Raw genomic sequence first — 23544 nt, 5'->3', positions numbered from 1 at the left:
CTGTCACGGAATATTCAAATCTTCCCTCATTATAGCGAATTTTGGCGAATTCGTTAATTCTTTTTTTGAACGGATTGTGTCGCTCCCTCCGGAGCCGGCGGACCTTCCGCCTCCAATGCGGCTTTGCGCAGCTCGGCGACCTCCTGGGGAGTCAGGTGGCGGAACTGACCGCGGGCCAGGTTGCCCAAATGCAGCGGCCCGTATTGAATGCGCTTGAGCCGGATGACCGGGTAATGAACGGCTTCGAACATCCGCCGGACCTGCCGGTTGCGGCCTTCGAAGATGGTGATGGAGATAACGGTTTCCTTCTTCTCCGGATTGACGTCGTGATAATCGACGATCGCCGGGGCGGTCATGCCGTCCTCCAGCTTGATGCCCTTGGCCAATTTTTCGAGCACGCTTCCGTGCGGCGTTCCTTCCACCGTAGCCCGGTATGTGCGGGGAACGTGGTGGCGGGGATGGGTCAGCAGGTAGGCGAATTCGCCGTCGTTGGTCAGAATGAGCAGCCCTTCCGTATCATAATCCAACCGGCCCACCGGATAGACCCGCTCCTTGATGCCGGGCAGGTAGTCCGCTACGACCTTGCGGCCTTTCGTATCCTTGGCGCTCGTGATGACGCCCTTCGGCTTGTTCAGCAGAAGATAGAGCGTTTTCTCATGCTTGATCGGCTTGTCGTCCACCAGAATGACATCTTCCTTGGGATCGACCTTAACTCCAAGCTCCTTGACCACGGTGCCATTCACTTTCACCCGGCCGGAGCTGATAATTTCTTCGCATTTTCGTCTTGATGCGACGCCGGCCGCGGCCAGCACCTTCTGCAGACGTTCCATGTCGCGCTTCACCTCATTCGTAATCATACCCAGTTGAAGCCGAAATCACAAGCAAAACAGGGCTTCCCGGAGGAAACCCTGCTGAATGCCCGGAGGATCGCCGCATGCGAGGCGTTCGGCCGACAGGAGGCGGAATGGCCGGAATGGCCGGATCAGCCAAATACCAAGTAACAAACCGCCACGGATGCGATGAAACCGATAACGTCGCTGATCAAGCCCACTTTGAGCGCGTACCCCGCCTTGCGGATGCCGACGGCCCCGAAATACACGGTGATGACATACAACGTGGTGTCGGTGCTGCCTTGCACGGTGGAAGCGATCCGGCCGATCAGCGAATCCGGACCGAAGTGCTTCATCAGGTCCGTCGTGAACGCGAGCGAGCCCGCTCCGGTGATCGGCCGCAGAATGGCCAGCGGCAGAACCTCGCCGGGAATGCCGGCCCAGTCCAGCACCGGCTTCAGCACTCCGACCAGCATGTCCATGGCGCCCGACACCCGAAATACGCTGATCGCCACCATCATGCCGACGAGCGACGGAATGATGGCGACCGCCGTCTGAAAGCCGTCCTTTGCCCCTTCCACGAACGATTCGTAGACCGGAACCTTGCGGAAGGCCGAATAGAGCGGAATGAACACCAGGAGCACGGGAATAGCCCAGGCGGAAATGGCGCTGATCAAGCCGTACATGGGTTATCCTCCTTCCTCCGGCGGCTTGGCCTCCCGCTTGCGGTACCAGCGGTCGACGAGGATGGCCGCAGCGGTGGATACCGCCGTCGCAAGCAGCGTCGTGCCGATGATCTCGGCGGGATTGCCGGAATGCAAGTTCATCCGAATGGCGATGAGCGTCGTCGGAATGAGGGTGATGCTCGCCGTATTCAGCGCGAGCAGGGTGCTCATTGCCGGACTCGCACGGTCCTTGTTCGGGTTCAGGTTCTGCAGCTCTTGCATCGCCTTGATTCCCATCGGCGTCGCCGCATTACCGAGTCCGAGCAGATTGGCGCTCATGTTGGACATGATATACCCCGCCGCCGGGTGATTGATCGGAACGCTCGGAAACAGAAAACGGATCACCGGCCGGAGCAGCCGGGAGATGACCCGGAGCAGTCCCCCCTCCTCGGCGATCCGCATCATGCCCATCCAGAAGGTCAAAATGCTGATAAGGCCGAGGGAGACGGTGACCCCGGTCTCCGCTCCCTCGAATACCGCCTTGGTCACCACATCGATCCGACCGTTGACGGCGGCCACCGCGAAGCCGACGACGATGAAAAACAGCCAGATGTAATTGACCATCGTTCAGCTCCCCCCTCCGCCCGGAATCAATGCGAGCAGGACGTCGGCCAGGGTGTGCGACCACCGCTGCAGCCAGCCGCTCCGCCGCTCTTGAACGACGCCCGCGGCCGTCGGCTCCCCGACCTCGCTGAAGCGGCCGGTCGGCTGATCGCCCGTGGTGGGCTTGCCGGTTTTGCCGGGAGCGGTTGGAGCCGGAACGGCCAGGGGTACGCTTCCGACCTTCTGCCCGGCAAATGAGAGCTCCAGCGCGCCCCGGTCGCCCAGGCGGTAATCGACGCTCTTCGGGTTCGTCGGCAGCAGCTTCCGCTCCAGCGACTCGCCTTCGGCGAGCGGATATGCGAAATCTTCGGCGGCCGTGTAGCCCTGCCCCAGATCCTCGCCCTTTTTGACGGCGAGCGTCTGCGGGTAGTGCTTATACCCGTAATCGAGCATCCGGCTGTGATCGGCCCAGTCGCTGCCGTCGTTCAGCGTGACGGCCGCAAGCTGCTGGCCGTCCCGGGTAGCCGAGCTGACGAGACAGCGGCGGGACAGCTTCGTAAAGCCGGTCTTGACCCCGTCCGAGCCCGGGTACAGCGACAGCATCTTGTTCTTGTTGGTCCAGACCGTGTCCCAGGACTCGCCTTCGCGCGACACCCGCTTCGTCTTGGTCTTGACGATCTCGCGGAAAACGGAATTCTTCAGCGCGTAAGCGGCCAGGCGAGCCATGTCGTCGGCGGTGGAATAATGATCGTCGGCATCGAGACCGCTCGGGTTGGAGAAATGCGACCGGGTCATGCCGATCTCTTCGGCCTTGCGGTTCATCAGGTACACGAAGCCCTCCTGCGAGCCCCCGACATGCTCGGCGATGGCCGTGGCGGCGTCGTTGCCGGAGCGGAGCATAAGGCCGTAGAGCAGATCGTTCAGGCTGATCTCCTCGCCCAGCTTCAGATAGATGGAGGAACCCTCCTTGCCGAAGGCGTTCTTGCCCACGGTCACCTTGTCCGACAAGCGGCCGTTCTCGATGGCAATGATCGCGGTCATGATCTTGGTCGTGCTGGCGATCCTCATCCGCTTGTCGCCGGCCTTGCTGTAGAGAATCCGCCCCGACGACACGTCGATCAGGGCCGCCGCTTCGGCGTTCGTCTGCAGGGCCGCCCCGCTTGGACTCGGTGCGGACGGCGCCGCTTTAAGCCCGGCGGCGGCAAGCCTGTCCGCTCCGGTGGCCAGGCCCGCCGCGGGGAAGGCCGCTTGCAGGAGAAGCGCGAAAGCGGCTAGGCATAGCAGAATACGGCTCATGGTTTCACTCCCGGTCTCTTCGTGATTCGTTTTACTCCACTATATGCCCGGACGGGCGGGAACATGTCCGTCGAAGCCACGGCAGTCGATAGAGGAGCTATGGCCGGAATGGGCAAAAACCGTCCGGCTCGCGCCGGACGGTCGGTTATGCTGGATGAAGCAGGTTATTCGCCATTCACTCGGTTATTCGCCGTAAACCCGAATTTCGAACACTTCGGCAAGCGGCGCGCCGTTGGTTTCGTCGACAACCAGCCGCAGAGCCGAAGCCTGAACCGGCTGGTCCAGCACGTGGACTCTCCGCCGCCGCCGGTTATCGGCGACTCGGGCAAGCTCTCGCCATTCTCCCTTCACGAGCGCCTCCAGCCGGTATCCGCGCACAAGCTCGGGAATGACCGGAAACGGCGTTTCGTGGTGGTGAAGGTTGATCAGGTCCTCGTTCACGTCGTCGTTGAACGTCAGGAGGACCCGCTTGATCGCAACCGGACTTTCCCATTCCAAGGCTGCCCACGGAGCTTCTTGGCCCGCAACCGGATTGGCCGAGATCCACAAATGCGGACCGCCAAACGGACGAACGTATCCGTCCAGCAGCTTCTCCGCCGAGAAGGCCGCCGTATCGGGAAACACCCTCAGGCAGGGCAGCGTGCGGTTAACGGCCGGCCAGCGCTTAATCGGGTCGTCGAGCCGGAATTGGTTCTCGATCGGCTGCTTCACGCTGCGGAACATCAGCATGCCGCTCTGCGTATCCTCCGCCAAGCACAGCCGGACCGCCGGGTTGCGGCGGATGATGACGAACCCGTTCCGTGCCCCGGACGGAGTCCAGGAGAGCGGCAAGGAAGCCCAGCCTTCGCCCGCCTCCAGCTCGCACGCCGCTTCGGCTACCCGCTCGTGCGGGACGTAATTCTCCGGCCGAGCGGTGTCCCACAGTTCCACGCACAGGCGGGTGTTCTCTGCCGCCTGCACCCGAAGCTCCAGCCGATCCAAGCGGGGATCGACCGGAAGGAGCACCGCCGCGTCGGCGTCAAGCGGGAAGAACCCGCCGGACGGCTTCTCCAGAGCGAGCCGCCGCAGCGAGCCCGACGAGCGGACGGCTGCGCGGCGCGCCAGGTCGGCGGGGTCGGCGTTGGCATAGCCGATCACCGAGGCGTCCTGGCGCAGCAGGGTCTGCCGCAGCTCGCTCAGGTGGCTGCGGTACAGGCCGCGGGGGCTGACACCGCGCTCGACTGACAGCGCCGCCGCCGTCCCGGCAGCTTCGCCGAGCAGCGCGCAGGTCGCCATCACCCGCGTCGTACCGAAGGCGACATGCGAGGCACTGATATTGCGCCCGGCGAACAGCAGATTGCCGACGTTGCGTGAATAGAGACTCCGGTACGGAATCGTGTAGACGCCGTCGGCGAACTTGTGCTTGGAGCCGCTCTCCTCGGCGTACATCCCCCCCGGAGGGTGCAGATCGATCGACCAGCCGCCGAAGGCGATGCCGTCCTCGAACGGTGTCTGCGCGAGGATGTCATTCTGGGTCAGGGTATAATCGCCGATGAACCGGCGGTATTCCCGCTTGCCCGGCAGGGAACCTACCCATTCCAAGGTCAGCGTCTCGGCATCGAACTTGCCGGAATTCTTGATGTAGTCCCAGATTCCATAGATCACGGAGGACAGCTCGTCGCGGATGGCTTCATTGTCCGTCACCGCATCGCGGTCGCCTCCGAACTCGATCCACCAGTAATGGCAGCCTGAATCGCCGCTGCGAATCACCCGGTTAACGGGGATCGAGGTCTTCGCGATATCCTTCGCGAAACTCGGAGCCACGTACCGGACCGGGCGGCCGGTATCCTTCGTGTAGAACAGCAGGGTGCTGCCCAACGTGACCGCATCCGGTTGATCGGGCGCCCAATCCTCTCCGAATTCCGCCTTCGCTTCCCGGCCGATGCGGTAATCGGCTCCGGCGAGGAAGCCGACAAGCCCGTCGCCGGTGCAGTCCAGGAAGCGTTCGCTGACGAACCGGATTCTGCGCTCGGAGCCCATCATCCAGCCCGTAACCGACCGGATTTGCCGGCCGCCCTCCTCTTCCCCGGCTTCGACCTCATGCACGTCGGTGTTCAGAAACAGCCGGAGGTTTGGCTCCGCCAACACCGCGTCGAGCAGCACGGAATCCCACAGATAAGGATTTCCTTCCGGGTTGCGGTACTGATTCTCCAGGAACAGCTCGCCCATAATGCCGGTTTCCCGCGCATAGCGGTTGGCGCCGTGGCCGGTGGCCCCGCATACCCAAACGCGAATTTCGCTGCTGGAGTTGCCGCCCAGCATCGGGCGGTTTTGCACCAGCGAGACGGATCGCCCCAGGCGGGCGGCGGCGATCGCCGCCGTGACGCCCGCAAGACCGCCGCCGATGACCGCAATGTCGCTGCGGATGGTTTCTTCTCTCATGACCTCACCTCATCATATCGGTGATTTCAGAGTATTCGATCCTTCGCTTACTTTACATAGCCGATTGCTTCATCTATGATAACGGTAATTTCACTTTAAGGGGGAAAGACAAGCATGGGGACGGAACCGATCGCCGAGCTCGTTGCCCGGGTAACCGGCCACATTTACTGGGACCGCAAGCCCAGCTTTTTGCTGTCCGCCGATGTCTACGACCAATGGGCGATCTTTGCCGTGGAAGAAGGAGAATTCCGCTACCGCGTAGGCTCTGTGAGCGGGACGGCGGTAGCGGGCGATCTCGTCCTCTGTCCGCCGGGTGAAGAATTCGGCAGGGAAACCGTCACGCCGCTGTCGTTTCACGTTCTGCATGTGGAATGGAACCGTCCCGATGAGGAAATGGCGGCACTCTTCCCGAAGCGAAGAATTCGCTTGGCGGACCGCGTCCGATTGAAATCCACCTACGGCTACCTGCGGCGGGCCGCACGGGATTATCCGGACCTGAGTTCGCTGAACCATTCGGCGCATTTGCTCCGGGACCTGTTCCAGCTCTACGAAATGGAGCAGGAGGAACGCCGGGCCGCCAGTCCGCTGCCCGCTCCGTCGGGGGACGCGTTGATGGACCGCGCGGCGGAGGAAATCCGGACGCTGGCCGGCGGAGAAGTCTCGTTGAACGAGCTGGCCGCCCGGCTCGGCTTCAGCCCCGTGCAGTTCACCCGCCGGTTCCGCGCCGCTTACCACCGGCTGCCGTCCGATTACCTTCGCTCCGTCCGACTCTCCGAGGCTTGCCGGATGCTGGCCGAGACCTCCCTGACCGTCGGCGAGATCGCCGAACGGTGCGGCTACGAATCCGGCTTCTCGCTCAGCCGCGCGTTTTCGGTTCGGCTCGGGACCAGCCCTTCGGCATACCGCAAAGCGCACCGGCTGTGAAGAAGCAAAACGCCCTCCCCGTTTGGAGAAGGCGTTTTTGTAGAAGGCCCGTTTGTTACTGAAAATCCGGCTTCGGATTGACGCTGGTCAGCGAGGACACGCTGGCCGAATTGTCTGCGGACGAGAACGGCTGCACCTCGGAGGCATTGCTAAAGCCGCTGCCCGAGCTGCCCATGCCTGAATATCCGCCGAAACTGCCGCTGTTTCCGCTGCTGCTGCTGCCGCTGCCAGTATATCCACCGGATGCAGATGAGCCCGAACCGTTTCCCGGAACCGGACCGGCCGAGAAGGTGCTGCCGCTTACGCCCGCGCCGGCCGTACGGTTCTTGGCACTGTCGGCTCCGAAGCTCTGCAGCAGTCCCTGAATCCGGTCCACCACCTGCGGAGCGGAGTCGATCAGACGCTCGACGAGGTGGGTCTGGTTATCCAGCGGCACCACCCGGACGCCTTGCTTGCCTACAACCAGGAAGGCGATCGGCGTAATGGAGACGCCGCCGCCGCTGCCGCCGCCGAACGGAAGCTGGACGGACGCATTCTTCGCTTCTTCTCCCTCTTCCTTCTGCGTGTTGAAGTCGCTGCCGCCTGCCGCGAAGCCGAAATTGACGCGGGAGATCGGCATGATGACGTCGCCGTCACCGGTTTCAATGGCGTCGCCGACAATGGTATTGACGTTGACCATTTCCGTGATCTGTTCCATGGCCGTCTTCATGAGTCCCTGAATGGGATGGTCGGACATATCGTTTTCCTCCTCGGTGTCAGAAAGATGTCGTAAGTGCTTTCTATATAATGCCCTAAACGGCCCTGGGAATATGCGCCGGGAGGAAGGACAGTCGCCAATCGTCTTTAATGCTCCGACCTCTTCTGTTTCCGTCCAACTCGCCGTCGGTCTCTCTACGGAGGGGCAAGAGCTGAGACAGCCGCGTTAGCAAAGCGGCAGCCCCTTCGTATTGCGCAATGGCTCGGGTGAAACGGTCCTCCTCCCATAAGCCGAGTTGCGAAGAATCGATGATTTTAACCCTGGTGATAGACGCTGTTCGTCTCCCCATGTACAATTTAACAACCTGCTAGCAGGAGAGGAAGGTTCCGGATGGATAATGTACAGATAGCCGAGCAAATTGTGCAAGGCGGCGTTACTTATCTGCGCCGATTGGCCGACGCGGTGCATATGGAACAGGTGGAGGAAGGCATTTGCTCCCTTATCCGTCCCAAGTCGGGAGAATGCGGCATCTCGATCCGGTTTGATTTTCGGGTGGAAGGATTGACGGAGGCAGAGATCGAGGAGGGCTTGGACCGCGTGTTCAAAGCGGGAGGCCCAATCTATTGGGGGAATCTTCCCGGGCCGGTGATGGAGAAAGTAAACCAACGGCTAGCATCCGCCTCCGGGAACAGGCAAGGAGAGGAAGAGGAAGAGGCCAATATGGCGCTCCTCCCCGGACAAAGAATTTCCTTTCCGGAGACTTGCTACCCGGTCTCGGTCAGGAAAGTGCTGCATGAAGCGGATTTCAAACGTTGGGTCGACCAGAGCAATCGGGTGATGAGCGGCGGCTTCCCCGTCCTGCATCCCGACCATCACCTTCACCTGTGGAGCTCGGGAGCGTTATCTTGCTACTCGGGTTATTACGGCTCCTCTCTCGCCGCAACAGCGGCCATTTTGCATCACCATGGCGACGATTCGCTCGAATTCGTCTCGACCGAGCCGGAATTCCGCCGGAAAGGCTTGGCTCAAGCCGCTTGCAACCGAGCCATAGAAGACGCGTTCGCCGCGGGAGCGCGTATTATCACGCTGAGAGCGGCAAGCGGAAGCAAGAAGCTGTACCAATCGTTAGGCTTTCAATGCTATTGAATCTGCAAAAGGGATTGGGATGGCAGAGAAGATCGACGGGAAGACGAATGAAGCTACAGTGAAGAAAATCGTAACGAAGGTTCGGCATGGACTAAAGCACTCTCAGTTCGAATGGGCCAAGACGGATTACGCGAACTATGCCAAAATCGACGATATTCCACGCCGATATTGGACGCGGCGCGGGAAAAGCGGATCATTTTCTTGCTTCTGAATGCGTGAACCCGTCGGCAAAGTCGCGCGGGACATGGTATACTGGAACACGAAGCAAACAACCCGCTGCCCGCGCGGCAGAACGTCACATCCGACAAAGGAGAATCCCGATGGTCATTCAACCGAAAATCCGCGGATTTATCTGCACGAACGCACATCCCGAAGGCTGCGCCAAGCAGGTCGCGGAGCAGATCCGGTACATACAAGGTAAGCCCAAATTGAACGGCCCCAAGCGGGTGCTCGTCATCGGAGCCTCGACGGGCTTCGGCCTCGCGAGCCGCATCGCCGCCGCATTCGGCTTCGGCGCAGACACGATTGGCGTCTTCTTCGAGCGTCCGGCGGAAAAGGACCGCACGGCCTCCGCAGGCTGGTACAACACCGCCGCCTTTGAACAAGCCGCCCGCGCGGAAGGGCTCGTCGCCGAAAGCATTAACGGCAACGCTTTTTCCGACGAGATCAAGCAGGAGACGATCGCCCTGATCAAGGAAAAGCTGGGTCAAGTCGATCTGGTGGTCTACAGCCTCGCCTCTCCCCGGCGGACCCATCCAAAGACGGGCGAAACCTATACGTCGGTCATCAAGCCGATCGGTCAAGCGTATGAGAACAAAACGGTCAACTTCATGACCGGAGCCGTCTCCACCGTCTCGGTTCCCCCGGCCACGGAGGACGAAATCCGCCAGACGGTCGCCGTCATGGGGGGCGAGGATTGGGAGTTCTGGATTCGCGATCTCCTCGAAGCCGGCGTGCTGGCGGAAGGCGCCAAAACGGTTGCGTATTCCTACATTGGCCCCAAGATCACCTATCCCATCTACCGGGAAGGCACGATCGGCCGTTCCAAGAACGATCTGGAAGCGACCGCGCTCAAGCTCGACCGGGCGCTGGACGATGCGGTAGGCGGCGGAGCCGTCGTATCCGTCAACAAAGCGCTCGTCACCCAATCGAGCTCGGCGATTCCGATCGTCCCGCTCTACATCTCTTTGCTGTTCAAGGTCATGAAGGATAAGGGGCTGCACGAGGGCACCATCGAGCAGATGTACCGGCTCTATGCCGACCGCCTATACGCGGCCGAGCCGGCAGTTGATGAAGCCGGACGCATCCGCATCGACGACTGGGAGATGCGAGAGGATGTTCAGCGCGAGGTCGACTCCCTCTGGGAGCAGATCAGCGTCGACAACCTGAACGAGCTTGCCGATCTGGAGGGGTACCGCAACGATTTCCTCCGCCTGTTCGGCTTCGGCATTCCCGGCGTCGATTACGAGGCAGACGTCGAGCCGAACGTTCCGCTGACCCGAGGCTGATCCACGGGATTCGATTCCCGTTCAAAAAAAGGAAGCCGGGAGGACCTTCAGGTCTTCCCGGCTTCCTTTTCGTCGTGGATGGCGTTATTTCCGTCATCGCGCTTGCGACAACCGCCGTACGCTCCGGAACGCCTGCTTGGCATGCCCCAGGCTCAGCATTCGGCGAAAGAGCTGCCAACCGGAAGCGACCATCGCGCCTGCGCGGACCGTCAGGCTCATTTCCAGGTCGGTGGAGAAGGCGTACCGGTTGTAGCAAGGCGTTACCACCAGCAGAGGATCGGTTTTGAAATGGAGCTTGTGGGTCAAAAATCCGACGAGGAAGGCTTTCAGTCCCCAGCCTCCTCCGGTGAGAACGGCTGTCTGGGCCGGGTTCGGAACGCCGATACTCGTGGACCAGCGGAAGCCGGTGCAGGTCAGCTTCCCCACCAGCTCGCTCAGCCAGCCGTTGTAGTCGCGGAAATGAGCCTGGAAGACCTTCCGCATGCGAATGCTCCATTCCACATCGCGTTTATTCAGATCGTCGACCGTCTTCTCGGCCTTCGCCTCCGACTTGCCGATCGGCTTCTCCTGACCGAACAAGCGGACACCCCGAAGCAGGCCCTGATAATCGATTTTGGGAACGGAATAATGGTAATGCACCAGTCCGAACACGGCCCTGACCTCCACATCCAGCCGGTCGTTGTCGCGGGCTCTCGAAAAGCGGAATTCCATGCGAATTTCGCTGGCGAGCACGCCTGCCACGATTGCCAGCAGAACCAGACACAGCGAGAGGGCGATGTACCAGCCCATGTTAATCCACCTCCGATGGCAACAAAAATACCCGTGTCCTCCCGGTCAAACCTGGAAGAACACGGGTTAGTATGCACGCCCGGCTGGAAAAAATGCGCAGCTTGCGCGGGATTTGGGCGCTAGTCTTCTTCGGCTTCCGAATTCGCCGAAGAATCCAAAGCCAGGAACGAATCCGCCAGCGCCTCGAATTCCCGGTCGAAGGCTTCCGTCTCGCCGGAATCGGCCACATCCTCGAAGGTCAACTGCTTGGCTTCGGGACGTTCGAACAAGAGGCGCGCCTCCTCCTCCAGATCGAGGGTTTGGCCAAAGAGCGAAGAATCCGGCAAATCCTCCAACGAGGACAGGCCGAAGTAATCGAGAAACGGCTTCGTCGTTCCGTACAGAATCGGCCTCCCGACCGCTTCCGCCCGGCCCGTCTCTTCGATCAGCTCCTTCGCGACGAGAGTCTGCAGCGCCCGGTCGCATTTTACGCCGCGGATTTCTTCGATCTCCACGCGGGTGATCGGCTGCCGGTAAGCGACGATCGACAGCGTCTCCAGGGACGCCTGCGACAGCGAGGAGCGCGACGGGGACTCCGCCAGCTTCTCGAAATACGGAGCGTGCTCGGGAACGGTGGTCATCTGGTAGGAGCCCGCCAGCTCGACGATCTGCACGCCCCGGCCGGTCTCCTTCAGATTCAGCCGCAGGCTTTCCACCAGCTCGCGGGCCGCAGCAGCGCTGATCTCCAGCACCTCCGCCAATTGGCGGGCGTCCAGCCCTTCATCGCCCGCCGCGAACAGCAGGCCTTCAATAATCGGTAACATCGGACTCACTGGCAACCGCGGTACCATCCTCTCTCGTTTCAATTACAATATCGTCAAACAGCCGGTGCTGAAAGCAGACGATGCGCTTCATCTTCATGAGCTCGAGCAGCGCGAGGAAGGTCGTCACGACCTCCTCCCGGGAGAACCCATCCTCCAGGAGCCGGGAAAAGAGCACACGGTCTCCCTCCCGCTTGAGCTGGCGAAGGATCTGCCGGATGCGCTCCTTCACGGAGATTTCGTCCCGGCGGATACGCGCGACCGCATTTCGTCCGGCCATCTTTCGCAGCGCCCGGCGAAAGGCGAGCAGAAGATCGGCCGGCACCAGCCCCTCGACGGGGTTCTCCTTCGCCACGACGACGAAAGGACTGAGGTCCGCCGGCTCGCGGGTAAAGAGGTGGCTTCGTTCCACTTCCTTCTCCCGCAAGTGATCGGCGATTTCTTTGTATTTTTTGTACTCCATCAGTTGGCGGACCAGCTCGGCGCGGGGGTCGAGGTCGGGGTCTTCCATGCCGTCTTCCCAGTCCATTTCGATGACGGGCGGTTTCGGCAGGAGCATCTTGCTCTTGATCGACAACAGCGTCGCCGCCATCACCAGAAATTCGCTGGTCACATCCAGCTCCAGCTCCTGGAAAAGGTCGAGATACTCCATGTATTGGTCGGTGATGGTCTTAATCGGGATGTCGTAAATATCGACCTCGTTCTTGTCGATCAGATGCAGGAGCAGGTCGAGCGGCCCTTCGAAGGCATCCAGCTTGAAGGTTACCTTCGAGGACGGATGTCCCTCCGGTGTGCCGTCAGGTGCACCATTCGGAGTGCTATCCGGGATGATCTCCGTGGTGTTCTCCTCGGCTGCAGCGTCGATTTCGGCATCGGAAGGGGACGCTCCCCTTTCCCGAGCGTCTCCTGCCCCCGTATCTTCCATGTTTTTGTATTCCCGCGTTTCCTCGCTCGGTTCCTTCATTCGGTTCTCCGGATTCTCCCTTACGCTTGGATCTGCTTCAGCAAATTCACCATCTCGATGGCCGTGGCGGCCGCTTCCCAGCCCTTGTTGCCCGCTTTGGTCCCGGCCCGTTCAATTGCCTGCTCGATCGTGTCGGTCGTGAGCACGCCGAACACCACCGGGATGCCGGCAGCCAATCCAACCGCGGCGACCCCCTTGGACACTTCGTTCGCCACGTAATCGAAATGGGGCGTCGATCCCCGGATCACGGCGCCCAGGGTGATGACGGCGTCATATTTGCCGCTTTCGGCCAGCTTCTTCGCCACGAGCGGGATTTCGAAGGCCCCCGGCACCCAGGCGAGGTCCACGTCTTCCTCTTGGGCTCCATGGCGCTTCAGCGCATCCTGCGCCCCGGAGACGAGCTTGCCGACGATAAATTCATTGAAACGGCCTGCCACAATGGCGTATTTGCTGTTCTCGGAGATCAGCTTTCCTTCAAAAATTCGGGTCATCTCTCATCATCCTTTCGGCTCATGGGTCGGGATCGTTTCGTTCTGTTCCACAAAGGTCAGCAGATGCCCGAGCTTCTGCTGCTTGGTATGCAGATAACGGGAATTGTCTTCGTTCTCCGGCATTTGCAGCGGAACCCGTTCCGACACTTCCAGGCCGTAGCCTTCGAGGCCGGTGATCTTGCGCGGGTTGTTGGTCAAAAGCCGGATGCGGCGCAGGCCCAAGTCGCGCAGAATTTGGGCGCCGATGCCGTAATCGCGCAAATCGGCCGCAAAGCCTAGTTTAATATTCGCGTCGACGGTGTCAAGTCCTTCTTCCTGCAGCTTGTAAGCGCGCAATTTGTTGATCAGGCCGATGCCGCGCCCCTCCTGCCGCATGTAGAGCAGAACGCCGGAGCCCGCTGCCTCGATCTGGGCAAGCGCCGCTTCGAGCTGCGGGCCGCAATCGCAACGGTGCGAGTGGAACACGTCGCCGGTCAAGCATTCGGAATGCACCCGCACCAGCACCGGAACGGCGGGGTCGATGGTGCCCTTGACCAGGGCGATATGCTCCTTGCCGTCCACTTCATTGGAATACGCCACCGCCTTGAAGGTGCCGTAATCCGTCGGCAGGTTGATTTCCACCTCGCGGGTGACCAGCTTATCCTTCTCGTTGCGGTAGTGAATGAGGTCGCGGATGGTGATGATCTTGTGGCCGCCCGTTTGACGCAGCTTCATCAGGTCGGGCACCCGGGCCATGGAACCGTCCTCCTTGATCACCTCGCAGATGACGGCGGCCGGGTAAGAACCGCACATGCGGGCGAGGTCCACCGCCGCCTCGGTATGCCCGGCCCGGCGCAGCACGCCGCCCTTCTTGGCGATGAGCGGGAAGATGTGCCCGGGGCGGCGGAAGTCGGCCGGCTTGGCCGCGCCGTCGATCAAGGCCCGCACCGTCGCCGACCGCTCATGGGCGGAGATGCCCGTCGTGGTCGTAACATGATCCACGGACACGGTGAACGCCGTCCCGTGATTGTCGGTATTGCGCTCCACCATCGGATGAAGGCTGAGCTCCGCCGCCCGCTCCTCGGTGATCGGCACGCAGACGAGGCCGCGTCCCTCGCGGATCATATAGTTGATCACCTCGGGCGTCGCCTTCTCCGCCAGCGCAATGAAATCCCCTTCGTTCTCGCGGTCCTCGTCGTCCACCACGATGATAACCTTGCCCTGCATGAGGTCGTAGATGGCCTCTTCGATCGGATCAAACCGGATATCGTCCATAACGCTTCCTCCTGTCTAGCGACTCACGGCTTACAGAAAGCCATTCTCGGCTAGAAACTGCTCCGTAAGTCCGCCCGGCCGGCTTGGCGGCGCGGCCTCGCGCGGAGCGAGCAGCAGCCTCTCGATGTATTTTCCCAAAATGTCGCATTCCACGTTCACCGCATCCCCTGCGTGTTTGTCCGCGAGGATCGTCTCCTGCAACGTGTGCGGGATGATGGAGACGGTGAAGCGGTCCGCGTCCGCGCTCACCACGGTCAAGCTGATGCCGTCGATCGCGACCGAGCCCTGCGGGACGACATACCGGAGCAGACCGGGGCGCTCCGGTTCGATCGTGTAGACGACGGCATTCTCCTCGCGCGTCCGGCTCCGGATCACGCCGGTCGCATCCACATGGCCCTGGACCATATGGCCGCCATACCGGCCGCCCGCCGCCATGGCCCGCTCCAGGTTCACCCGGCTGCCCGGCTCAAGCAAAGCCAGCGTGGTCTTGCGGTACGTCTCCGGCATGACGTCCATGGCCACGCCGGTGCGGTCGAAGGAGATCACCGTTAGACAAACGCCATTCACGGCGATGCTGTCCCCGAGGTGCACATCCTCCAGGATGCGCGACGCGTTGACGGACAGCACCAGCGAATGGCCGGCCCGCTTCACGCTGCGCATCGTGCCGATTTCTTCAATGATTCCGGTAAACATAACGATTTCCTCCAAACCGGTCCGTTTGCTGCCTCATGACCCGTACTCCGGATAACCGGTCAAACAGATATCCTCCTCGATGAGCTCGACGCGGGTGCGCGTGAGGCGAACCGCTTCCTCCATCCGCTCGAAGCCGTCGAAGGCGAAGCTCGCCGGTGCGGTGGTTCCGCCGATGATCTTCGGCGCGAAGAACAGCACCAGCTTGTCGATCAGCCTCCGCTCCAGCATGGCGCCGTTCAACCGGCCGCCGCCTTCCAGCAGCACGGAGCCGATCTCCCGGCGGCCGAGCTCGCGCATCGCCGCGGTCAGATCGACCTGCGGCCCGTCGCCGGGGATGGGCACCACTTCGGCGCCGAGCGCGGTCAACTCGCGGGCGCGTTCGGGGTCGGCCCCTTCGCGGGTGAGCACGAGCAGCGGACCGCCGCCGGCGGGGTCGAGCAGACGGGCCTGCGGCGGCAGCCGCAGCGCGGAGTCGACGACCACCCGCACCGGCTGAAGCGCCGGTACGGCGAGCCGCGCGGTGAGCGCCGGATCGTCCGCCAGCGCCGTGCCAATGCCGACCATCACCGCCTGGTGGCGGTGCCGCAGCAGATGGACGTACTCCCGCGAGCGCGGGTTCGTGATCCACCTGCTGTCGCCCGTCCGGCTGGCGATCCGGCCGTCCAGGGTGCTGGCCGTCTTCAGGGTGACGAACGGCAGGCCGGTGACGATGTACTTGTTGAACGCTTCGTTCAGCTCCTCCGCCTCCCGGCCGCGGATGCCGGTCGTCACCTCGATGCCGTTCTCGCGCAGGAGAGCGATCCCCCGGCCGGCCACCCGGGGATTCGGGTCGCTCGCCGCCACGACCACGCGCGCCACCTTCTCCCGGACCAGCCGCTCCGCGCAGGGCGGGGTCCGGCCGTAGTGGCTGCAGGGCTCCAGCGTCACGTAAGCGGTCGCCCCTTCGGCTTCCCCGCCGGCCATGTCGAGGGCGTGAACCTCGGCATGGGCCGTCCCGCGCCGCAGGTGGGCTCCGATGCCGACGATGCGTCCCTGCTTCACGATCACGCAGCCGACCGCCGGGTTGATGCCCGTCTGGCCGTTCGTGCCGCGGGCGAGCTCCAGCGCCAGCCCCATGTAATACTCGTCATTCAGAACGTCCACCGGCCGTTCTCCTCCCTCCTCGTTTGCGGGGGCCCGTAAAGACAAAAAAGCCCCCGTTCTTACTCGGGGGCATAGAGGTTGCGTGATATGCGAAAGAACCTTGGCGGCCAAGTTTGTGAAAAAAGGAACGTCTATGGCACAGCCTGTTCTTGCATGAATCGCCGCTCCTTCTCCCATCCAGACTGTCACTGTCGGTTCCGGACTCTCACCGGATCAGCCGCCAGTCGATGGCTGCCCTATTCGGGCCTGGCCGTCTTCCGAGCGGGTCACGGACTTCCGCACGGCGTCCAGCTTTCGAAGGCCGCCTGCGGTCACCGTCGGTAGGGAATTGCACCCTGCCCCGAAGGATATGACTCCCGCACCGATCGGTACGGGTTACCTGAAATTTTACCACCCCCGGCAATGCAAAAGCAAGGCGAAAAGCGCCGCGTTCCAGTACCCCGCGCTTTCGCCTTGCCTTTTGCCAAGAGGTCCGCTTAGTTCTTCGACTTCTCCTCGCCCGCTCCGCCCTGGCCCGCTTCCTCCAGCTTGGTCGATACGTAGCTCTGCAGAGCGGCCGGATCGGCGCTCAGCGCGGCGCCGCTCTTCGTGCGGATGTTGGTGATGAGGTTCGTCGGCGGCAGCTGAATGCTGTCGATTCCGTTGCCCTTGGCCGATAACCCGAGCTTGCCGAGCTTCAGCATGTCGGACGGCTTCATGTTCGTATCCACGTAGGGACTGGCCGACTTTATGATACCGGGCAGCTTGATCAGAGACGATGTCTTCTGCAGCTTCTCGGTCACCGCCGCGATCAGCTTGCGCTGGCGCTCGGTGCGGCTGAGATCCGACAGGGCGTCGTGACGGAAGCGGACATACTGCAGCGCCGTCTTGCCGTCCATGTCCTGCTCGCCCTTCTTCAGATGAATGTCGAACTTATGCCCGTCGGCGGCGTCCTCGTAATCCATGTTCTTCTCCACGTCGATCCGAACGCCGCCAACGGCGTCGATCAGCGCCATGAAGCCTTGGAAGTCCGTGTAGACATAATAATGAATGGGCATGTCCAGCAGCTTGCTCACCGTTTGAATGGCGAGCGACGGGCCTCCGAGCGCGTAAGCCGCGTTGATCTTGCTCTTGCCGTGATCCGGAATGCTCACGTAAGTATCGCGCAGCACGGAGAACAGGACGATGCTTTTCTTCGCGGGATCGACGGAGGCGATCATGAGCGTGTCGGAGCGGGGATTCCCGTCCTTGCCGCTGTCGCGCGAGTCTCCGCCGATGAGCAGCACGTTGACGCGGTCTTTGCCGTTCCAGTCCGTCGTGCCTTCCACGGATGTAGCCTTGTTCATGCCGTTCAGCGAATCGTAGAGCCGGTAAGCGTAGACGCCTAGGAAAATAATCAGAATGAGTCCAAGTAACAGGACGATCCGTCTCATCGGTTTTTTTTTCATAAGTACCCCCTCTGGTCAACCGGAAGCGGAAATGTCAACCGCTCCAATGACCGGAAACAAGAAACCCGGGGCAGAGCACTCTGCGCCCGGGATCTGCCGTTACCGTCAGGAAGCTTAAGCTTCGACGACTTCGACCTTCGCCATTTTGTCGCGGCCGCGGAACTGATCGACCGCTTCCATGCCGCTTACGACCTTGCCGAATACCGTGTGCTGGCCGTCCAGGTGAGGCTGCGGCGCATAGCAGATGTAGAATTGGCTGCCGCCGGTGTTGCGGCCGGCATGCGCCATGGCGAGCGTGCCGCGCTCGTGCTTGTTCGGGTTGATCTCGCAATTGATCGTGTAGCCGGGGCCGCCGGTGCCTGTCCCGTTCGGACAGCCGCCCTGCGCGACGAAGCCGGGGATTACCCGGTGAAACACAAGTCCATTGTAAAAGCCGGTGTTGGCCAGCTTCTCGAAGTTGGCTACCGTGTTAGGGGCGTCCTTCTCAAACAGATCGATGACGACCTGCTCCCCGTTTTCCATCGTGATCTTGGCTTGTTTGGCCATGCAACATTCATCTCCTTCAATATAAGCGAGCTCGGTTACCATTGTACGGGCTTCGCCGGCAAAACACAACTCGGCTTAGGCTCAGCGCTTGCCGGCCTCGGACGGCTGCTTGCGCAGACGGGCCGGAATCACGTCGTTGCGGACGAGATCGGCATGCGACTCCCGCTGGACCACAACCTCGGCTTCGCCGTCTTTAACAAAGACGACGGCCGGCCGGCGGATGCGGTTGTAGTTGCTTGCCATGGAATAATTGTAGGCCCCGGTGCAGGAAACGGCGAGGATATCGCCCGCCTCCGCCTTCGGCAGCTCCAGATCCCAGATCAGCATATCGCCGCTCTCGCAGCATTTGCCGGCGATGGAGACGGTCTCTTCGTTTGCCTCGCTGGCCCGATTGGCGAGCAGGGCCTCGTACTTCGCCTGGTACAGCGCCGGACGCGGATTATCGGTCATGCCCCCGTCCACCGACACGTACTTGCGGATGCCGGGCAGGTCCTTCATCGAGCCAATTCGGTAAAGCGTCGTCCCAGCGTCTCCCACGATCGTCCGCCCCGGCTCGACCCAGACGGCGGGCACCGGATAGCCGCCCGCGGTGAAGGTCGAATGGATGTTCTCGGTGATCGCCTTAACGTAATCCTTGATCTCAAGCGGGCTGTCGCCTTCGACATACCGGACGCCGAAGCCACCGCCCAGGTTGAACACGCGGAATACCGCGCCGGTCTCGTCGCGGACCGCAAGGGCAAAGCCCATCAGCTTCTCCACCGCGTGGCGGAAGCCCTCCACCTCGAAGATCTGCGAGCCGATGTGCGAATGGATGCCGAGCAGCTCGAGGTTCGGCTGCTCCAGCGCCCGGCGCGCCGCTTCCATCGCGGCGCCCGAGCCGAGATCGAAGCCGAACTTGGAGTCTTCGTTGCCGGTCAGCATATAGTCGTGCGTATGCGCCTCCACACCGGGGGAGACACGCAGCAGAATATCGATCTTCTTCCGCTTGGACCCCGCAATGGCATTCAGGAGCGCCAGCTCGTGGAAATTGTCGACCACGAACACGCCGATGCCCGCCTCCACCGCATAGTCGATCTCCTCCGGCGTCTTGTTGTTGCCGTGGAAATGAATGCGTTCCGGCGGAAAACCGGCCTGAAGCGCCGTATACAGCTCGCCGTCCGAAACGACGTCGAGCGTGAGGCCTTCCTCTTCGATCAAACGGCACATGGCCATGACGCAGAAGGCCTTGCTCGCGAAGGCCACCTGGAACTTGAGTCCCGAGGCCTGAAAAGCCTCGTTGAATTCGCGGCAGCGACGGCGGATCAAGTCTTCATCCATCACGTACAAGGGGGTCCCGAAGGTATTGGCCAGGGCAGCGGTATCGCATCCGCCGATCTGCAGATGCCCCTGCCCGTTGATGGTACTGGTTCCGTGCAAAAACATAACGAGCGTTCCCCCCAAAAAGTTTACTCTTAACTTATCACAAGGCCGGGGGGTTGACAACGCTCAATCGAGCAACCATTCGAAAAGCGAGCCCGCCACTTTTCCCAAAATCATCGCAAACAGCAGCAGGACGATATAGGCGTGAAGGCCGAGCCGCTTGGCGAGAATCGGCAGCACGTTGACCACTTCCGTCAGTCCGCCGGCGATGAGCCCGACGAACATGCCGGACAAGATCCCGGCCACGGTGACGAAGCCTCCGGGCAGCGGGAACGCCCAGCCGTAGAAATCCGCCAGCGTCCAATAAAAAGCGCCGGCGATGAGCGCCTGCTCGTACCGGCGGATGCGGTCGTAGGTGCGCGTCACCTGCGCGAGCCGCGGCAGAATGTCGAGCACCGCGATGAACGCCACATAGCCGCAGCCGACGGCGAGGCCCCAGGCGAGACCGACGAACGAGGCGGCCAGTTCACGGACAGCCGTCATCCGGCTCTCCCTCCCGGGCCGCCAGCTTGCGGTACTCTTCGGTGACGATATACTGGTTCACATTCTCCTGGTAGAGAAACATCTCCACCTCGAGCGGGCTCGGCTCTTCATTGAAGGTTTTCTTGAAGAACCGGTTGAAGAAGATCGCCATGCCGATGCCGATTCCGAAGGAATAGGGAATTTGCAGGGCGAGGGGCCTCGGCTCGAATTTGCCGGTGATGAGCTGATACAGCCTCCGGTGAACGGCGGGCATGCTCACATCGGCATGAAAATTCATGATCGTCAGCCCCGAGCCGATGAACAGCAGGAGCCAGACGGCGGATACGATCAGCCAACTCGGCAAGCGTTCCTGCCGGGATTTCACCTCAACCAGCACGAACGGATCGCCGAAATGCTCGATGCGCAAGCCCGGGGCATACTCGCGGACAAGCCCGATAATCTGCAGCACATCGACGAGGATCATGTTGCCGTCGCGCTCCTTGGGGCGGGCGATGACCAATCGGCCGAGCTCTTTCTCTCGCTTCGGATCGGCGAGCAGCCGGGCAGCCCGGCCCAGGGTGAGCACTTCTCCTTTTTCCAGGCAGACCCGTTTGCGGAAACGCAAATAAAGCACGTTGTCTGCGTGCGATTCCTCCGCCATCCCGCACACCTCCCGGAAGTCTTTACCGGAAAGTATGCCAAATTGGGCGGGTTTGTACTCTGTTGCTAGCTCTGCGCCTTAAAACCGGAAAGGCGAAGGTTCGGGCTCGTCCTTCTTGTATTCGGACACCTCTTCGTTGATCGCGAGCATCCGCTTGTCCAGAAGGTCGATCAGCTCCGCCGAATTCTTCAGCTGATCGGTGATCGAGCGGGGCACCTCGCTGTCGAACTTGTAATAGATCTTGTGCTCCAAGCTCGCCCAAAAGTCCATGGCGACGGTTCGAATCTGGATCTCCACCGGCACCTGCTCCACCCGGTCGGTCAAGAAGACCGGAATCAGGATCAGCAGGTGGGCGCTGCGGTATCCGTTCGGCTTCGGTTCTTTGATGTAGTCTTTGACCTTCAGCACCTGAACGTCGCTCTGCCTGGAAAGCAGATCGATGATTTTGTAGATATCGGTCGTAAACGAGCAGATGATCCGAATGCCGGCGATGTCGTGGATGTGATCGCGGGCGTTCTCCAGACTCACCTCAAGCCCTTTGCGGTGCAGCTTGGAGATGATGCTTTCGGGGGATTTCAGGCGGGACTTCATATGTTCGATCGGGTTGTAATTATGGATGAACTGGAACTCCTCGTTCAGAATCTCCAGCTTCGTATTGACTTCGTCCAAAGCGAATTTGTAGACCAGCAGCCAGTTCTTCCATTCGTTGATCATCTTGGCGTTCATGGCTCGCATGGCGATTTCATAGTCTTCCATCGGTTCCGTCATGGTCGTCTCTCCCGGAGAATCAATATTTGCGGCAAGCTTTCCGTTCATTACGAATGAGCGGGCGATCCGTTTCAATAAGGAAGAAACCGGCCAATGGCCGGTTCATTTATTACAATTAATTGAACACCATACACATCTAAACGTTTTTTACAAGATTTTTAAATTATGTTACAAAAGTTTCGTTTTACTAAAGCGTGGTGATATGATTATATAGGGTAGTCATGCTATCTCGAAAGGAGCTACATAAGCGTCATGGAACTCTCTTCCCTATCGGAAAGAATCGAGCTGCTGCGCGCTCAGTTGAACCTGCTTGCGGGCCGACGCGACACCCTCGTCCATCCTCATGTGGTCAGCCTGAGCCAGGAGCTGGATCAGCTCATCATCCACTACCAGCAAAAACGCCGGGTGAGCGCCTGACACCGGCTATTGGGCAATTTGGTCGCGAATGGACTTGAGGATTTTCTTCTCCAGCCGGGAAACCTGAACCTGGGAAATGCCCAGCCTGCCCGCCACTTCCGATTGGGTTTGGTCCCGGTAATAGCGAAGATAGACAATCAACCGCTCCCGTTCGTTCAAGCGTTCGATCGCTTCGCCGAGAGCCATCTTGTCAAACCAGTTCTCCTGCGAATCGTCGGATATTTGATCCATCAGCGTAATCGGATCGCCGTCATTCTCGAACACGGTCTCGTGAATCGAGGAGGGCGGCTTATTTGCTTCCTGCGCAAAGACGACGTCTTCGGGAGAGATCCCGAGGCGGTCCGCGACCTCCTTGATCGTCGGCAGCCGCCCGATTTCCTTGGACAGCTCGTCCTTGACCTTGCGCACCTTGTTGGCGAGCTCCTTGAGGGATCGACTAACCTTCAGGGTGCCGTCGTCGCGGAGAAAGCGCTGAATCTCGCCGATGATCATCGGTACGGCATAGGTCGAGAACTTGACGTCATAAGACAGGTCGAACTTGTCCACCGCTTTCAAGAGCCCGATGCAGCCGATCTGAAAAAGATCCTCGGCCTCGTATCCCCGGTTGAGGAAGCGCTGCACGACCGACCAGACAAGCCGGATGTTGCAATTCACCAGCGTATCGCGGGCGAGGCTGTCTCCCGCCTGGCTTAAAGCGATCAGGCGCTTGACTTCGCTGTCGTCCAAATAGCTCCCAGAGGGTTGCTTCAAATCCCCATTCATAGACTCGACTCCCTAGACTCCTAATTGAAGAGAGCTTTCTTCGATTCGATTCGCTTGACCATGCGGACGACCGTTCCCTTGCCGACCTCCGTCTCAATCTCCACCCGATCCATGAAATTCTCCATGATCGTGAACCCCATGCCGGAGCGCTCCAGTTCGGGCTTCGAGGTGAAGAGCGGCTGGCGGGCCTGTTCGGGATCGGCAATGCCCGAGCCGTCGTCTTCCACCGTCAGATAGAGCATGTCGTCCTCGATCCGGGCCGTGATGGTCACCATGCAGTCGGGATTGTTGTCGTAGCCGTGGATGATCGAGTTCGTGACCGCTTCCGACACCACCGTCTTGATGTCGGTCAACTCGTTCATGTCGGGGTCAAGCTGCGATGCAAAAGCGGCGACGGTTACCCGGGCAAAGGCCTCGTTCTCGGAGCGGCTGGCGAATTCCAGCTTCATGAAGTTGCTCCCTGTCATGATACGACCTCCAGACTGGACACGGCTTGCCGTTCGTTGTCCTGCACGGATACGATCTTGTAAAGTCCCGACATTTCGAACAGCCGGTGTACGGAAGGGTGAATGTCGCAGACGACCATTTTGCCGCCCATGCCGGTGATCTGCTTGTAGCGCCCCAGGATGACGCCCAGCCCGGAGCTGTCCATGAAGGTGAGGTCCTTCATGCTCAGGATCACGTGAATGCTGCCTTCCCGCTGAAGAGCCTCCTCCATCTTCGCTTTAACGATTTCCGAGGTATGGTGATCCAGCTCGCCGGCCAGCCGGACGATCAGGGTTCGGCGCCCCGCCTTTTCGATTTCGATGTGCAAACTCAACGTTCAGCTCACTCCTTCCTTGGCATGAGCATTGAATT

General features: G+C 60.8%; 25 protein-coding genes, 1 pseudogene and 1 riboswitch. Of the genes and pseudogenes, 4 read left to right on the top strand and 22 right to left on the bottom strand.

Annotated elements, in window-relative coordinates; all coding sequences use genetic code 11:
• Nucleotides 1-53: 53 nt before the first annotated feature.
• The 5 genes from ACSEXS_RS06265 to ACSEXS_RS06245 form a co-directional block, all read right to left on the bottom strand.
• Nucleotides 54-830 (bottom strand): pseudouridine synthase, encoded by a 777-nt coding sequence (locus ACSEXS_RS06265; RefSeq protein ID WP_438432303.1) that lies wholly within the window; start codon nucleotides 828-830, stop codon nucleotides 54-56.
• A 152-nt stretch (nucleotides 831-982) separates the two neighbouring features.
• Entirely contained in the window at nucleotides 983-1516 is a 534-nt protein-coding gene (locus tag ACSEXS_RS06260; RefSeq protein ID WP_438432302.1) for a spore maturation protein, read from the bottom strand.
• 3 nt (nucleotides 1517-1519) lie between these two features.
• Entirely contained in the window at nucleotides 1520-2119 is a 600-nt protein-coding gene (locus ACSEXS_RS06255) for a nucleoside recognition domain-containing protein (RefSeq protein WP_438432301.1), read from the bottom strand.
• Nucleotides 2120-2122: 3 nt separating this feature from the next.
• Nucleotides 2123-3394: a D-alanyl-D-alanine carboxypeptidase family protein gene (locus ACSEXS_RS06250; RefSeq protein WP_438432300.1), complete on the bottom strand. Its 1272-nt coding sequence runs from the start codon at nucleotides 3392-3394 to the stop codon at nucleotides 2123-2125.
• Between the two features lie 183 nt (nucleotides 3395-3577).
• Nucleotides 3578-5815 (bottom strand): FAD-dependent oxidoreductase, encoded by a 2238-nt coding sequence (locus ACSEXS_RS06245; RefSeq protein ID WP_438432299.1) that lies wholly within the window; start codon nucleotides 5813-5815, stop codon nucleotides 3578-3580.
• A 114-nt stretch (nucleotides 5816-5929) separates the two neighbouring features.
• Between ACSEXS_RS06245 and ACSEXS_RS06240 the strand changes: the two genes are divergently transcribed.
• Nucleotides 5930-6739, top strand: a complete 810-nt coding sequence (locus ACSEXS_RS06240) for a helix-turn-helix domain-containing protein (protein WP_438432298.1) — start codon at nucleotides 5930-5932, stop codon at nucleotides 6737-6739.
• Between the two features lie 289 nt (nucleotides 6740-7028).
• Here ACSEXS_RS06240 and ytfJ read toward each other — a convergent pair.
• A pseudogene (ytfJ, locus tag ACSEXS_RS06235) lies at nucleotides 7029-7475 on the bottom strand (GerW family sporulation protein); the annotation flags it as partial.
• Nucleotides 7476-7826: 351 nt separating this feature from the next.
• Here ytfJ and ACSEXS_RS06230 point away from each other — a divergent pair.
• Together ACSEXS_RS06230 and fabV are read left to right on the top strand one after the other, a co-directional pair.
• Nucleotides 7827-8582 carry a GNAT family N-acetyltransferase gene (locus tag ACSEXS_RS06230; protein ID WP_438432297.1) on the top strand — a complete coding sequence of 252 codons (756 nt, stop codon included), beginning with the start codon at nucleotides 7827-7829 and terminating at the stop codon, nucleotides 8580-8582.
• 320 nt (nucleotides 8583-8902) lie between these two features.
• Nucleotides 8903-10090, top strand: coding sequence for an enoyl-ACP reductase FabV (gene fabV / locus ACSEXS_RS06225; RefSeq protein ID WP_438432296.1), 1188 nt, complete (start codon nucleotides 8903-8905; stop codon nucleotides 10088-10090).
• Between the two features lie 93 nt (nucleotides 10091-10183).
• Here fabV and ACSEXS_RS06220 read toward each other — a convergent pair whose 3' ends face one another.
• The 13 genes from ACSEXS_RS06220 to ACSEXS_RS06160 form a co-directional block, all read right to left on the bottom strand.
• Nucleotides 10184-10879, bottom strand: coding sequence for a DUF2953 domain-containing protein (locus ACSEXS_RS06220; RefSeq protein WP_438432295.1), 696 nt, complete (start codon nucleotides 10877-10879; stop codon nucleotides 10184-10186).
• 119 nt (nucleotides 10880-10998) lie between these two features.
• Nucleotides 10999-11709, bottom strand: coding sequence for an SMC-Scp complex subunit ScpB (gene scpB, locus ACSEXS_RS06215; protein WP_438432294.1), 711 nt, complete (start codon nucleotides 11707-11709; stop codon nucleotides 10999-11001).
• Nucleotides 11666-12643, bottom strand: coding sequence for a segregation and condensation protein A (locus tag ACSEXS_RS06210; RefSeq protein WP_438432293.1), 978 nt, complete (start codon nucleotides 12641-12643; stop codon nucleotides 11666-11668). The genes scpB and ACSEXS_RS06210 overlap by 44 nt, the downstream gene beginning before the upstream one ends.
• Nucleotides 12644-12663: 20 nt before the next feature.
• A complete protein-coding gene (gene ribH / locus ACSEXS_RS06205) occupies nucleotides 12664-13134 on the bottom strand; it encodes a 6,7-dimethyl-8-ribityllumazine synthase (RefSeq protein ID WP_438432292.1) in 471 nt (156 codons plus the stop codon).
• A gap of 6 nt (nucleotides 13135-13140) precedes the next feature.
• Nucleotides 13141-14388 (bottom strand): bifunctional 3,4-dihydroxy-2-butanone-4-phosphate synthase/GTP cyclohydrolase II, encoded by a 1248-nt coding sequence (locus tag ACSEXS_RS06200; protein WP_438432291.1) that lies wholly within the window; start codon nucleotides 14386-14388, stop codon nucleotides 13141-13143.
• A gap of 30 nt (nucleotides 14389-14418) precedes the next feature.
• Nucleotides 14419-15081, bottom strand: coding sequence for a riboflavin synthase (gene ribE / locus ACSEXS_RS06195; RefSeq protein ID WP_438432290.1), 663 nt, complete (start codon nucleotides 15079-15081; stop codon nucleotides 14419-14421).
• Between the two features lie 33 nt (nucleotides 15082-15114).
• Nucleotides 15115-16224, bottom strand: coding sequence for a bifunctional diaminohydroxyphosphoribosylaminopyrimidine deaminase/5-amino-6-(5-phosphoribosylamino)uracil reductase RibD (gene ribD / locus ACSEXS_RS06190; RefSeq protein ID WP_438432289.1), 1110 nt, complete (start codon nucleotides 16222-16224; stop codon nucleotides 15115-15117).
• A gap of 161 nt (nucleotides 16225-16385) precedes the next feature.
• Nucleotides 16386-16576, bottom strand: a riboswitch (FMN riboswitch).
• Between the two features lie 124 nt (nucleotides 16577-16700).
• The gene (locus ACSEXS_RS06185; protein ID WP_438432288.1) at nucleotides 16701-17651 is read right to left on the bottom strand and encodes an LCP family protein; all 951 of its coding nucleotides are present in this window, start codon (nucleotides 17649-17651) and stop codon (nucleotides 16701-16703) included.
• Nucleotides 17652-17765: 114 nt separating this feature from the next.
• Entirely contained in the window at nucleotides 17766-18197 is a 432-nt protein-coding gene (locus ACSEXS_RS06180) for a peptidylprolyl isomerase (protein WP_438432287.1), read from the bottom strand.
• Between the two features lie 81 nt (nucleotides 18198-18278).
• Nucleotides 18279-19619 (bottom strand): diaminopimelate decarboxylase, encoded by a 1341-nt coding sequence (gene lysA, locus ACSEXS_RS06175; RefSeq protein ID WP_438432286.1) that lies wholly within the window; start codon nucleotides 19617-19619, stop codon nucleotides 18279-18281.
• Between the two features lie 63 nt (nucleotides 19620-19682).
• Complete coding sequence (locus ACSEXS_RS06170) at nucleotides 19683-20099, bottom strand: stage V sporulation protein AB (RefSeq protein WP_438432285.1); 417 nt, start codon at nucleotides 20097-20099, stop codon at nucleotides 19683-19685.
• Complete coding sequence (locus ACSEXS_RS06165; RefSeq protein ID WP_438432284.1) at nucleotides 20083-20739, bottom strand: stage V sporulation protein AA; 657 nt, start codon at nucleotides 20737-20739, stop codon at nucleotides 20083-20085. The genes ACSEXS_RS06170 and ACSEXS_RS06165 overlap by 17 nt, the downstream gene beginning before the upstream one ends.
• A 78-nt stretch (nucleotides 20740-20817) precedes the next feature.
• Nucleotides 20818-21474, bottom strand: coding sequence for a GTP pyrophosphokinase (locus ACSEXS_RS06160; RefSeq protein WP_438433100.1), 657 nt, complete (start codon nucleotides 21472-21474; stop codon nucleotides 20818-20820).
• A 285-nt stretch (nucleotides 21475-21759) separates the two neighbouring features.
• On the opposite strand from ACSEXS_RS06160, the gene ACSEXS_RS06155 reads away from it, so the two are divergent.
• Nucleotides 21760-21924 (top strand): Spo0E family sporulation regulatory protein-aspartic acid phosphatase, encoded by a 165-nt coding sequence (locus ACSEXS_RS06155; RefSeq protein ID WP_438432283.1) that lies wholly within the window; start codon nucleotides 21760-21762, stop codon nucleotides 21922-21924.
• A gap of 6 nt (nucleotides 21925-21930) precedes the next feature.
• On the opposite strand, the gene sigF is transcribed toward ACSEXS_RS06155, so the two are convergent.
• From sigF to spoIIAA, 3 genes are read right to left on the bottom strand one after another with little or no spacing between them, the layout of a single operon-like run.
• A complete protein-coding gene (sigF, locus tag ACSEXS_RS06150; protein ID WP_438432282.1) occupies nucleotides 21931-22686 on the bottom strand; it encodes an RNA polymerase sporulation sigma factor SigF in 756 nt (251 codons plus the stop codon).
• Nucleotides 22687-22706: 20 nt separating this feature from the next.
• Complete coding sequence (gene spoIIAB / locus ACSEXS_RS06145) at nucleotides 22707-23153, bottom strand: anti-sigma F factor (RefSeq protein WP_438432281.1); 447 nt, start codon at nucleotides 23151-23153, stop codon at nucleotides 22707-22709.
• Nucleotides 23150-23506, bottom strand: coding sequence for an anti-sigma F factor antagonist (gene spoIIAA, locus ACSEXS_RS06140; protein ID WP_438432280.1), 357 nt, complete (start codon nucleotides 23504-23506; stop codon nucleotides 23150-23152). The genes spoIIAB and spoIIAA overlap by 4 nt, the downstream gene beginning before the upstream one ends.
• Between the last annotated feature and the right edge of the window lie 38 nt (nucleotides 23507-23544).

Origin of the sequence: Gorillibacterium terrae, assembly GCF_051594785.1 — a bacterium.
Taxonomy (GTDB): domain Bacteria; phylum Bacillota; class Bacilli; order Paenibacillales; family NBRC-103111; genus Gorillibacterium.
Note: the sequence above shows the minus strand (reverse complement) of the source record. Positions and strands in the feature narration are given on the sequence as shown.

Bases quoted from the DNA above. Each gene is read 5' to 3' on its own strand.
- ACSEXS_RS06240 (WP_438432298.1), top strand. From the start codon at position 5,930: ATGGGGACGGAACCGATCGCCGAGCTCGTTGCCCGGGTAACCGGCCAC.
- ACSEXS_RS06210 (WP_438432293.1), bottom strand. From the start codon at position 12,643: ATGAAGGAACCGAGCGAGGAAACGCGGGAATACAAAAACATGGAAGAT.
- ACSEXS_RS06265 (WP_438432303.1), bottom strand. From the start codon at position 830: ATGGAACGTCTGCAGAAGGTGCTGGCCGCGGCCGGCGTCGCATCAAGA.
- sigF (WP_438432282.1), bottom strand. From the start codon at position 22,686: ATGAATGGGGATTTGAAGCAACCCTCTGGGAGCTATTTGGACGACAGC.
- ACSEXS_RS06160 (WP_438433100.1), bottom strand. From the start codon at position 21,474: ATGCGAGCCATGAACGCCAAGATGATCAACGAATGGAAGAACTGGCTG.
- ACSEXS_RS06245 (WP_438432299.1), bottom strand. From the start codon at position 5,815: ATGAGAGAAGAAACCATCCGCAGCGACATTGCGGTCATCGGCGGCGGT.
- scpB (WP_438432294.1), bottom strand. From the start codon at position 11,709: ATGGTACCGCGGTTGCCAGTGAGTCCGATGTTACCGATTATTGAAGGC.
- lysA (WP_438432286.1), bottom strand. From the start codon at position 19,619: ATGTTTTTGCACGGAACCAGTACCATCAACGGGCAGGGGCATCTGCAG.
- ACSEXS_RS06170 (WP_438432285.1), bottom strand. From the start codon at position 20,099: ATGACGGCTGTCCGTGAACTGGCCGCCTCGTTCGTCGGTCTCGCCTGG.
- ACSEXS_RS06260 (WP_438432302.1), bottom strand. From the start codon at position 1,516: ATGTACGGCTTGATCAGCGCCATTTCCGCCTGGGCTATTCCCGTGCTC.
- ribH (WP_438432292.1), bottom strand. From the start codon at position 13,134: ATGACCCGAATTTTTGAAGGAAAGCTGATCTCCGAGAACAGCAAATAC.
- ACSEXS_RS06185 (WP_438432288.1), bottom strand. From the start codon at position 17,651: ATGAAAAAAAAACCGATGAGACGGATCGTCCTGTTACTTGGACTCATT.
- ACSEXS_RS06220 (WP_438432295.1), bottom strand. From the start codon at position 10,879: ATGGGCTGGTACATCGCCCTCTCGCTGTGTCTGGTTCTGCTGGCAATC.
- ACSEXS_RS06255 (WP_438432301.1), bottom strand. From the start codon at position 2,119: ATGGTCAATTACATCTGGCTGTTTTTCATCGTCGTCGGCTTCGCGGTG.
- ACSEXS_RS06200 (WP_438432291.1), bottom strand. From the start codon at position 14,388: ATGGACGATATCCGGTTTGATCCGATCGAAGAGGCCATCTACGACCTC.
- ACSEXS_RS06250 (WP_438432300.1), bottom strand. From the start codon at position 3,394: ATGAGCCGTATTCTGCTATGCCTAGCCGCTTTCGCGCTTCTCCTGCAA.
- ribE (WP_438432290.1), bottom strand. From the start codon at position 15,081: ATGTTTACCGGAATCATTGAAGAAATCGGCACGATGCGCAGCGTGAAG.
- spoIIAB (WP_438432281.1), bottom strand. From the start codon at position 23,153: ATGACAGGGAGCAACTTCATGAAGCTGGAATTCGCCAGCCGCTCCGAG.
- ACSEXS_RS06165 (WP_438432284.1), bottom strand. From the start codon at position 20,739: ATGGCGGAGGAATCGCACGCAGACAACGTGCTTTATTTGCGTTTCCGC.
- fabV (WP_438432296.1), top strand. From the start codon at position 8,903: ATGGTCATTCAACCGAAAATCCGCGGATTTATCTGCACGAACGCACAT.
- ACSEXS_RS06180 (WP_438432287.1), bottom strand. From the start codon at position 18,197: ATGGCCAAACAAGCCAAGATCACGATGGAAAACGGGGAGCAGGTCGTC.
- ACSEXS_RS06155 (WP_438432283.1), top strand. From the start codon at position 21,760: ATGGAACTCTCTTCCCTATCGGAAAGAATCGAGCTGCTGCGCGCTCAG.
- ACSEXS_RS06230 (WP_438432297.1), top strand. From the start codon at position 7,827: ATGGATAATGTACAGATAGCCGAGCAAATTGTGCAAGGCGGCGTTACT.